Here is a 10,566-nt window from a genome sequence, read left to right as displayed (position 1 = left end):
CTCGATAAGCGCGGTGGCCCTGAGTTCTTCGCGAGCAAGCTCGCTCCTACAGTGAATCACTTTCGCTTAACTGAACGGCATTAGGGCAAGCCCCCTCCCACACTTGATTGCATTTCAGTCTTTGCCAATCAGTGCCCCGAAGCAGCCGGCCCCGCTTTTGCGGTAAACGGCGGCTTCGCCAGCCACACCAGCAGCATCAACCCCATGAACATCCACCCCAGCAACGTGAAGTAATCCACGGTGGACATCATGTACGCCTGGCTGGTGAGGATCTGGTCCAGTTGCGCGTAGGCCTTGTGCCCTGCCCCACCGAGCGCCTGCAGCGCGTCGCGGGTGGCCGAGTCATAAGTGGTCATGTTCTCGCTCATGTACGCATGGTGCTGGTCCGCCCGGCGGATCCAGATCCAGGTGGTCAGCGAGGCCGCAAAGCTGCCGCCCAGGGTCCGCAGAAAGGTCGCAAGACCGGCGCCGTCGGCGATCTGGTGCGGTGGCAGGTCGGACATCAGGATGCTCAAGGTCGGCATGAAGAACAGCGCCACGCCGATGCCCATGAACAACTGCACCAGGGCGATGTGGGTGAAGTCCACCTCATTGGTGAAACCCGCGCGCATAAAGCAGCTCAGGCCGATCGCCAGGAACGCCAGGCCCGCCAGCAGGCGCAGGTCGAACTTGTGCGCGTACTTGCCCACGAACGGTGACATCAGCACCGGCAGGATGCCGATCGGCGCCACCGCCAGGCCGGCCCAGGTGGCGGTGTAGCCCATCTGGGTTTGCAGCCATTGCGGCAGGATCAGGTTGATGCCGAAGAAGCCCGCGTACCCCAGGATCAACACAATCGTGCCGATGCGAAAGTTTCGATAGGCAAACAGCCGCAGGTTGACCACCGGGTGCTTGTCGGTCATTTCCCAGATGATGAACACCGCCAGGGCAATCACCGAAATCGCCGCGCCCACAATGATGAAGTTGGATTCGAACCAGTCCAGGTCGTTGCCCTTGTCGAGGATGATCTGCAGCGCGCCGACGCCCACGATCAGGCTCAACAGCCCGACATAATCCATCGGCTGGTAGCTGGTGGTCACCGGGCGCTTCTTCAATTGCGCACGCACCACCATCACCGCAAAGATGCCGATGGGGACGTTGATAAAGAAGATCCACGGCCAGCTGTAGCTGTCAGTGATCCAGCCACCGAGGATCGGCCCTGCAATCGGCGCCACTACCGTGACCATCGCCAGCAACGCCAGGGCCATGCCACGCCTGGCCGGCGGGTAGACCGCGATCAGCAGGGTCTGGGTCATCGGGTACAACGGCCCGGCCACCAGGCCTTGCAGCACCCGGAAGCCGATCAACTCGGGCATCGAAGTGGAAATACCACAGAGGAACGAGGCCAGCACAAACAGCATGGTCGCCCACAGGAACAGCTTCACTTCGCCAAACCGCCGGCTCAACCAACCGGTCAGCGGCAAGGCGATGGCGTTGCTCACCGCAAACGAGGTGATCACCCAGGTGCCCTGCTCCGAACTCACGCCGAGGTTGCCGGAAATGGTCGGCAAGGCCACGTTGGCGATGGTGGTGTCGAGCACCTGCATAAAGGTCGCCAGCGACAGGCCAATGGTGGCCATCAACAGGCTGGGCGGCGTGAAGGAGGCGTTATTGCTCATCAGCGTTGCACAGCCTTGGGCGCGGCGATGCTGTTGGCATGGATCAACTCGGTGATCATGGCGTCAGCCTCGGCCAATTGGCGGTCGTACACGTTGGTGGTGAAGGTCGCCTTCTGCGGCGCCTGTTGCGCCAGCACCGGGCCGCTCTGGTCATGCAGGTCGACATTGACGACGGTGCTCAGGCCGACCCGCAGCGGGTGCTTGGCCAGTTCCTCGGCATTGATGTGGATGCGTACCGGCACCCGTTGCACGATCTTGATCCAGTTACCGGTGGCGTTCTGCGCCGGCAGCAAGGCAAACGCACTGCCGGTGCCGGCGCCAAGGCTATCCACGGTGCCGCTGAATTTCACGTCGCTGCCGTAGATGTCCGACTCGATGTCCACCGGCTGGCCAATGCGCATGTCGCGCAGTTGGGTTTCCTTGAAGTTGGCGTCGATCCACAGCTGGTTCAGCGGGATCACCGCCATCAACGCCGTACCCGGCTGCACGCGCTGGCCCAGTTGCACGGTGCGCTTGGCCACGTAGCCGGTGACCGGCGCGATCAAGGTGCTGCGCGCATTGGCCAGGTAGGCCTGGCGCAGTTGCGCGGCGGCGGCCTGCACGTCCGGGTGGGACGAGATCACGGTGTCATCCACCAGCGCATTGCTGGTCTTGAGTTGCTGCTCAAGGTTGGTCAGCGCGTTTTTCGCGGCCGTCAGGCTGTCACGGGCGTGGGACAGTTCTTCCTGGGAAATCGCGCCGCCCTGGGCCAGGGTCTTGCGACGGTTGAAGTTGTCCTGGGCAGTTTGCACATCGGCTTTCTGTGCGTTGACCTGGGCTTTCATGCCATCGACGTTGCTGTACAAGCCCCGCACCTGGCGCACGGTGCGGGCCAGGTTGGCCTGGGCACTTTGCAGGCCGACGGCGGCGTCGTTGGGGTCGAAGTTGATCAGCACCTGGCCTTCGTGGACCAGGTCGCCATCGTCGGCGCCGATGCTGACCACGGTGCCGGTGACCAGCGGGGTGATTTCCACCACGTTGCCGTTCACATAGGCGTCATCGGTGCTCTCGTTGAAGCGCCCGTAGAATTCATACCAGCCCCATACGCCCACGACGCCGAGGATGACGATCAGCGCGAGGCCGATCAGCATGACCTTGCGTTTGCGTGGGTTGTTGTCTTTGGGTTGTTCTGTAGCGTTGGTGTTTTCGGCAGTGGCCATGACAAATACCTCAAATTATTCCGTGCGGGTGGCTGGGGTGGTCGACGCCACGTTGTCGGCGCTGTATCCGCCACCCAGGGCCTGCATCAATTGAATCGACAGATCGATTTGCCCGGCATTCAGGGTCGCCAGCTGACGCTGGGCCTGCAGCAATTGCTGCTCGATGCTGAGCACGTCCAGGTAGTTACCGACCCCTGAGCCGTAGCGCTGGACCACGGTGTCGTAGGACTGCTGGGCAATGTCCGTGGCGTGTTGCTGGGCCTGGATCTGCCGACCGGTTTCGCGCAGTTGCGAAAGGGTGTTGCCGATATCGCCCAAGGCCTGCACCAGGGTCTTGTTGTACTGGGCCACGGCCAGGTCGTAGTCGGCATCGCGCGCATCGAGGTCGGCGCGCAGGCGGCCGCCATCGAAGATCGGCAGCGAGATCGTTGGCGCAATGTTGAAGAAGCGGCTGGCCGAGCCGAACATCGCATCCCCCAGCAACGACTCGGCCCCGGCGCTCGCGCTGAGGTTGAGGTTGGGGTAGAAGCGCGTCTTGCTGGCGGCGATGTCCTTGCTCGCGGCCTCGACTCGCCAGCGCGCGGCGATCAGGTCCGGGCGGCGGCCCAGCAGCTCGGCGGGCAACACCGAAGGCACGGCGACAGCGGCGGGCTTGAGCACATTCGGGCGAGCCAGTTCGCCGCCTCGGTCGGGGCCTTTGCCGAGCAATACGGCGAGTGCGATTTTGGCGCTCTGCAGTTGCTTGTCGGCATCGATCAATTGCGACTGGGAGCTGGCTTCCAGGCTTTCGGTCTGCTGGTACTGGTACTGGCTGTCGATGCCCGCAGCCAGGCGGCGCTTGCTCAGGTCGAGCATTTGCCGGGTGCGCTTGAGGTCATCGCCGGCCAGGTCGCGCACGATATGCGCCTGGCCCAGGTCGCTGTAGGCCTTGGCCACATCGGCAGCGAGGGTCAGGCGCGCGGCCTGCTGGTCGACTTCGGCGGCGCGGGCCTGGCCCAGCGCGGCTTCCCAGGCGGCGCGCTGGCCACCCCAGAGGTCGAAGTTGTAATTGAAGCTGGCGCCGATATTACGCACGGTCGAGTAGGCATCGCCCTCGCCGCGCGGGTCCTGGTCCTTGGCCAGGCGTGAACGGCTCACGCCGGCGCTGGCATCCAGGGTCGGCATGCGTGCGGCATTCGCGGCATAGGCGGCGGCTTCGGCCTGATGGGCACGGGCGCTGGCGACTTGCATGTCGGGGCTGTTTTGCAGGGCTTCCTGGATCAGGCCGTCGAGCTGCGGGTCGCCGAGGTTTTTCCACCAGTCGGCGCTGGGCCAGGCGGCACTCGACAGGGTCACCCCGCTCAGGGATTTACCGGTCTGCAAGGTGTTGGCGTCGAGGCGCCGGCCCTGGGTGTCGAGGCCGCTGTAGTTGGCGCAACCGGCCATGCTCATGGCCACGAGCACCAGGCATAGGGCACGTGTGTTCATGCTTTACCTACCCGCTGCAGGGTGATGGGATCACCGGCAGCTATCAGAATTTTCTTGAGGATCCGTTCCAGGGTTTCCAGCTCGCCGGGTTCAAGCACGCCCGCCAACTGGTTCAACGCCTGGGCGCCTATGTGCGGCAGCATGTCTGCCAGGCGCTGGCCGTCGGCAGTCAGCACCAACTGGACCTGGCGGCGGTCCTGCTCGGAGCGTTTGCGGTCCAGCAGGCCTTTCTGCTCGAGGCGGTCGAGCATGCGGGTCATCGAACCGCTGTCCAGGGACAGGTTGCGGCACAGCTCGGCCGGGGTGTCGACGCCGAACTGGGCCATGATGATCAGCACCTTGAACTGCGCGGCCGTGATGCCGTGGGGTTCCATGTGGGTGTCGATGATGCGGTCCTTGAGGAGCGCCGCACGGCCCAGCAACAGCCCGAGGTGGCAGTTGTGGAAGTTTTCAGGGGTGAAGTGGGGCATCGGAAGTCACCTTATTACTGCCTAGGCAGTGAATGTATGACGAGATGTTACTGCCTAGGCAGCGAAAGTCAAATGGAATAATTAGCTTGCTTGCTAATTTCACGACCGGCGGGCTGGAATGCAAACCAATGTGGGAGGAGGCTTGCCAGTCAGTTAAGGCTTCTTGTAGGAGCGAGCTTGCTCGCGAAAAACTCACAGGCGCCGCGTTCATTCAGGAAGCACGCGTTATCGTTGACGTTTTTCGCGAGCAAGCTCGCTCCTACAGGAGGCGATGTACGCTTAACTGACTGGCATTAGGGCAAGTCCCCTTCCACATTTTTTGACCGAACAGGGCTTAGAAATCGCGCTTGTAGAAGATGTCGAGGGAACTGGCCACGCCACTCGCCACTTCCAGGTACACCTTCTTGCTCAGCAGGTAGCGCAAGGCAATGGTGCTGGCCGGTTCGAACACCCCTACCCCGTAACGCAGGCTGAGTTTCTCGGTGATCTTGCCGCTGGCCACCACGGCCGTATTGTTGCCGCTGCCCTGGGTGTCGAGGTCGAAGTCGCGAATCCCCAGTTTGTTGGCAAGATCCGAGGTGACCCCGGCGCTGCCCATCAGGCCAAGGCCGAGGGCGGCCTGGGCGAGCATGTTGTTGTCTTCGCCGGTAGAACTCAGCGGACGGCCCAGCACCAGGTAGGACAGCGCCTGCTCCTGGCTCATGGCCGGTTCCGAGAAGATCTGCGTGGTGGGCTGCTCGGCGCTGCCGCTGAGGCGGATACCGGCGACGACATCGTCGGTCTTGCGGATCGCTTCGATATCCAGGTATGGCTGGTCGAGCGGCCCGGCGAACAGCAGGCGTGCGCGGCGCACATCCAGGCGCTGGCCATAGGCACGGTAGCGGCCGTCGTTGAGCCACAACTCGCCACGGGTGTCCATGTTGTCGCCGATGTGCACATGGCCCTGCACCTTGGCGGTGAGGCCGAAGCCCGAGAAGTTGAGCTGGTCTTCGCCCACCGCCACGTCGATATCCATGGCAATAGCCATCGGTGGCGTGCCCTCTTCGGTCTGGCTGCCGACGATCACGGTGTCATCCGAGACCTTGACCGTCGAAGGCGGCAGTTCGCGCACGGTGATGTCGCCGCGGGGGATTCGCACCTTCCCGGCAATCGCCAGTTTGTCGTTCTTCAGGCTGATCTTCAGGTCCGGGGCCACTTCCAGCACCGCATAGGGCTCCACCGTGACCGGCAGTTGCGAGCCTTGCAGGCTGAGGTCCACCACCAGGGCCTGGCCCCAGTCGACCTGGCCCTTGAGAGTGCCTTGCCCGGCCTTGCCACTGCGCCATGCGCCGTTCAACTGCACGCTTTCACCGGCAATCAGCGCCTGCACGTTCAAGCCTTCAAGGCTGATGGGCAATTCCGGCCCGGAGACTTCACCGCCCACCAGGTTGACGTTGCCGTTGACCTGCGGCGCCAGCAGGCCACCGGCGATCCGACCGCTGCCGTTGAGCTTGCCGCTGAGTTTCTCGACCATCGGCACAAACGGCCGCACCACGGCGAGATCCAGACCGGTCAGGCTGAAATTGCCGCTGATCGGCTTGTTTTTCGGCAATGGGTTGATCTGCGCCTGCAACAGCAACTCGCCGAGCTTGCCGCCTCGGAAGTTCAGCTGGGTGTCGATGCGCTTGGGGTTGAGGGTGGTTTCCAGCTTGAGGGTGTCGTAGGGGAAATCCAGCCACTGGTCCTTGTCCTTGACCCGCAGGGTACCGCCGCTGGCATCCACCGCGACCACGCCTTTGGGGCCGCTGTCGGGAAGGTCCAGTTGGACGTCGGCGTTGAGCTTGCCCTGCCAGGCGAAGTCCTTGGGCAGAAACGCCGCCAGGCTGTCGATGGGGAATTGCTTGAGGTGGTAGCGCAATTTGGGTTCGGGCATCAGGCGCTGGTCTTCACCGCACAGGCTGGCCGCACCGGAGACCCAGCAGTGGGCCGCAAAAGTCAGCTTGCCGTCGGCCATGCGCTCGATTTTTGCCGGCGCCTGCAGCTTCCAGTCCTGGCCACCCGCCTGCACATCGCCACTGGCCAGGCGACCGCGCCAGTTGCCTTTGTCGAGGCTGCCGTCCAAGGCCAGAGCCAGCTTGACCAAGGGGCCGGCCAGGTCGAGTTGGACCTTCTGGTTCGTGATATCGCCCTGGGCACTGGCGGTGAGCGTGCCCACCTGGGTGTCACCGCTTTGAATGCCGCTGCCCTTGAGGTCGATTTTCGCGCGCTGGGCACTGTCCAGGGTCGCGCCCACGCTCAGGCTTTGCAGGCGATTATCGGCGAACGCCAGTTGCTGGCCCTTGAGGTCGAGTTGGCCTTGGGGCGCCTTGAGACTGCCGGCCACGTCGAGTCGGCCATTGACCTGCCCACGCAATTGCGGCCACAGCTGGGCCAGGCGCGCCAGCTTGATATCGATCTGCCCGGCCAGGCGTTGCTGCAGGCTGCCGCTGCCGTTGATGCGGTTGTCGCCCAGGCGGACATCCAGATTGGCCAGGGTCCATTGCTCGCCCGCGCCCTCGGCCTTGGCCGCCAGCACGGCGGTTTGCCCACGCAGGCGGCCCTTGAGGTCGAGGTCGGCATTGAGCTTGAGCTGTTCGTTTTTGAATTCACCTTGGCTGCGCAAGGGGCCAGCCAGCGTGCCCGGCAATTCCGCCACCCAGTACGCCGGGTTCAGCGCCGACAGGTCCAACGCGGTGTCCCAGGCAATCCCATCGGCAAATTGCAGGTTCAAATGCCCTTCGGCCTTGCCTTGGCCGGCGGTCAGTTTCAGCTCCGGCAGGAAGATTTGCGTGAGGTCGCCACTGAACGGCGTGACCAGATTGAATTTGCCCGCCGGGCCGTCCAGGTCGGCCTTGAGGTTGCCGAGGTAGTTGCCGTCTTTGTAGGAAACCTCACCGTTGAAGGTGCGCAACACCACCTGTGGCTCGTCGATCAGCGGGTAGAGGCGATGCCAGGGAAAGTCCAGCCAGTCGATCTTGGCCTCGGCGCTGAAGCCTTGTTGCCAGTCCAACTGCGCCGTGAGCTTGAGGCTTTGTTTGTCGCCGGCATTCAGGTCCAGGCCGGCGATCTGCGCGCCCTTGGCGTCGACCTTGCCTTGCAGCAGCAGGTCCACCGGGCCTTTTTCCGCCGGCAGCACAGCCTTGCCCAGCAGTTGGTAGCCGCTGCCCAGGTCGCCCTTGGCGGTGAGGTCCAGTTGATTGAGTTGCAGGGTGTCGGGCAGATCGGCGCTGGGTTTGAAGCCATCGCCAGTGAGGTGCAACTGGGCCGGGAGGTTGTCCACCAGGGGTTGCAGCTCGCCCTTGAGTTTGGCCGGCAGGTAGCCGCTGCTGTCGGCGTCGAGCCTGAGGGTCTTGAGCAGGTCGCCCTCGACCTTGAGCGCCACCGTCCACGGCGCGCCGCCGGGGGCGTAGGGCAGGCTCAGGTTGCCGCTGCCGGTCAGCGGCCAGTCGCCGCTGGGTTGCAACAGGCCGTTCAGGTCCAGCACCAGGCCGTCCCGTTGCAGGTGCACCGCGTCAATCTGCATGCCGGCGGCGGTCCAGTGCGCGGCCAGTTGCAGGCCCTTGAGTTGTTCGCTGCCGTTAAGCAGCAGGCTGCCGACACGAACGTCGCCCAACTGAATGGAAACGGGCAGCTTCAGGTCGGGCAATTGAATCGGCTCGCTGCTTTCTTCGGTGCTCGGCGCAACGTCCAGGCGGACTTGCTCCACATCCAGGCGATTGATGCACAGGGTCATGCGCAACAGGCACGCCGGCGACCAGTCAAACGTCGGCGCATCGAGTTCGACGCGACTGCCGTCCTGCGCCCACAGCAGATGATCGGCGCGCCACTGGCCGCCCAGACGGCCGTGGAAATTCTCTACGCTCAAACCCGGTACACGCCCCAGCGCCCAGCGACTGCCCGCCTGGGTGCCGAGGACCGCCCACAGGGCCAGCAACAACACGGCAAGGATGGCCAGCACGGCCAGCCCCGCTATTTTCACACCACGCATCACAGCTCAGGCCCCATGGAAAAGTGCAATCGAACGCCGCCCGGGTCTTCCAGGGCATGGGCCAGGTCCAGGCGGATCGGGCCGACCGGCGAGACCCAGCGGATGCCGACACCCACACCGGTCTTCAAGCTGGGCAACTCCAGGGAGTTGAACGAGTTGCCCTGGTCGATAAAGGTCGCAATCCGCCATTTTTCGGCGATGGAATATTGATACTCGGCACTCAGGGCCACCATGTAGCGGCCGCCGATACGGTCGCCCCGGTCATTCTCCGGCGACAGGGTCTGGTACTCGTAGCCGCGCACGCTCTGGTCGCCACCGGCGAAGAAACGCAACGACGGCGGCACCGACTTGTAGCCATTAGTGGCACTGCCGCCGACCTGCGCACGCGCCAGGAAGCGGTGGTTGTCCCACAGGGTGGTCAGGCCCTTGACCATGGCCGTGCCGTATAACAGGTTGGTGTCGGAGCCCAACCCTTCCTTGGCCACCTTGCTGTCGAATTGCAGGCGGTAGCCGTTGTGGGGGTCGATGCGGTTATCACTGCGCAGGTAGGAATAACTCACACCCGGCATCACCAGGTTACTGAGGCCCGAGTCATTGCCCAGGCGATATTCTTCGCGCTGGTATTTGAGCGAGATCACCCGGGTCCAGCCACTGGGCAACTTGCTGTGCCATTCGGGCCCGAGGGTGAGCAATTTACTCAAGGTGTCGGTGTTGGCGATTTCTTCATTCTGGTAACCGCCGGCGAAACGCAGTTTGTCGGTGAGCGGCGGGTCCAGCGGGATGTCGTACCACAACCCGACGTTCTGCCGAGGCGCCGACAGTTCAGCCTCCCAGCCATAGCTGTGGCCCTGGGGATTGACCCAGTGGCGCGTCCAGTTGGCCTTGCCGCGCGGGCCGACGTCGGTGGAGAAACCCAGGCCCAGGCCCATGGTGCGTGGCTTGCGGGTCTCCAGGTTGACGGCCACCGGGATCACCTCGTTGGCCGAAGCCGCGGGTGCGGCGTCGACGCGCACGCCTTCGAAAAAGCCGCTGGCTTGCAGGTTCTGGTTGAGTTCGGCGATCAGTTCGGAATCGTAGGGGGCGCCACTTTTAAACGGCACCATGCGTTGCAGCAGCTCTTCGTCAAACGGCGTATCGCCGGCAAAGCTGACCTCACCCAAGGTGTAGCGCGGGCCGCTGTCATAGATGAGTTCGATATCGGCGACACCGGCCTGGGGGTCTACCGAGAGTTTCTGGTGAGTGAAGCGCCCGCTGAAAAAGCCGTAGCGCGAGGCCTGGTTCTGGATCAGACGCTTGGCGTCTTCGTAGTGGCCGTGGTTGAGCACGGCGCCGGATTTGAGGTCGTCGCTGGCGGGCACGCGAAAGGCCTTGAGGTCCGCGGCCGGGCCGTCGACCCGAATGGTCACGTTGCGCAGATGCACCGGTTCGCCGGGGTCGATGGTGAGGATCAGGCGCGGGTTCTTACCGCCCTTCACATCACTTTCGATCCGGGGCTGATAGAAACCTAAAGCCTGGGCGGCTTTGCGCGCCTGCTCTTCGGCCCCACGGCTGAACCGCAGCAAGGCGTCTTCGTCACGCTCGCCCACCCCGCCGATATAGCCTTCGATGTTGGCTTTCAACGCGTCGTTTTTTGGCTTGATCCGCACGTCCAATTCGCTTTGCGCGAATGCGCCGCAGCTTGTGAACAGCAGAACCAAGCCGCTGGTAAATCTTCCTGGAAACTTCATAGGCGCGGATGCTACACGAGCTGGGGAGAAACTTAGAAC

General features: G+C 63.5%; 6 protein-coding genes. All 6 read right to left on the bottom strand.

The annotated features are described in order from the left end of the window. Positions 1-128: 128 nt before the first annotated feature. The 6 genes from AC07OP_RS13025 to AC07OP_RS13000 all read right to left on the bottom strand — a co-directional run bounded on the left by AC07OP_RS13025 (position 129) and on the right by AC07OP_RS13000 (position 10,527). Positions 129-1,658, bottom strand: coding sequence for a DHA2 family efflux MFS transporter permease subunit (locus AC07OP_RS13025; protein ID WP_092357648.1), 1,530 nt, complete (start codon positions 1,656-1,658; stop codon positions 129-131). Then, on the bottom strand, positions 1,658-2,857 hold the full coding sequence (locus AC07OP_RS13020; RefSeq protein ID WP_065927031.1) for an HlyD family secretion protein: 1,200 nt from the start codon (positions 2,855-2,857) through the stop codon (positions 1,658-1,660). The genes AC07OP_RS13025 and AC07OP_RS13020 overlap by 1 nt, the downstream gene beginning before the upstream one ends. 15 nt (positions 2,858-2,872) lie before the next feature. After that, entirely contained in the window at positions 2,873-4,324 is a 1,452-nt protein-coding gene (locus AC07OP_RS13015; RefSeq protein ID WP_027606283.1) for an efflux transporter outer membrane subunit, read from the bottom strand. After that, a complete protein-coding gene (locus AC07OP_RS13010) occupies positions 4,321-4,794 on the bottom strand; it encodes a MarR family winged helix-turn-helix transcriptional regulator (RefSeq protein ID WP_065940109.1) in 474 nt (157 codons plus the stop codon). Before AC07OP_RS13010 ends, AC07OP_RS13015 begins: the two co-directional genes overlap by 4 nt. A 334-nt stretch (positions 4,795-5,128) precedes the next feature. Then, positions 5,129-8,800: a translocation/assembly module TamB domain-containing protein gene (locus AC07OP_RS13005; RefSeq protein ID WP_495101705.1), complete on the bottom strand. Its 3,672-nt coding sequence runs from the start codon at positions 8,798-8,800 to the stop codon at positions 5,129-5,131. Further along, positions 8,800-10,527 (bottom strand): autotransporter assembly complex protein TamA, encoded by a 1,728-nt coding sequence (locus AC07OP_RS13000; RefSeq protein ID WP_495101706.1) that lies wholly within the window; start codon positions 10,525-10,527, stop codon positions 8,800-8,802. Before AC07OP_RS13000 ends, AC07OP_RS13005 begins: the two co-directional genes overlap by 1 nt. Positions 10,528-10,566: the final 39 nt, after the last annotated feature.

This window comes from Pseudomonas sp. GW821-FHT09D08 (genome assembly GCF_059416305.1).
This window is presented reverse-complemented; position numbering and strand designations above follow the sequence as displayed.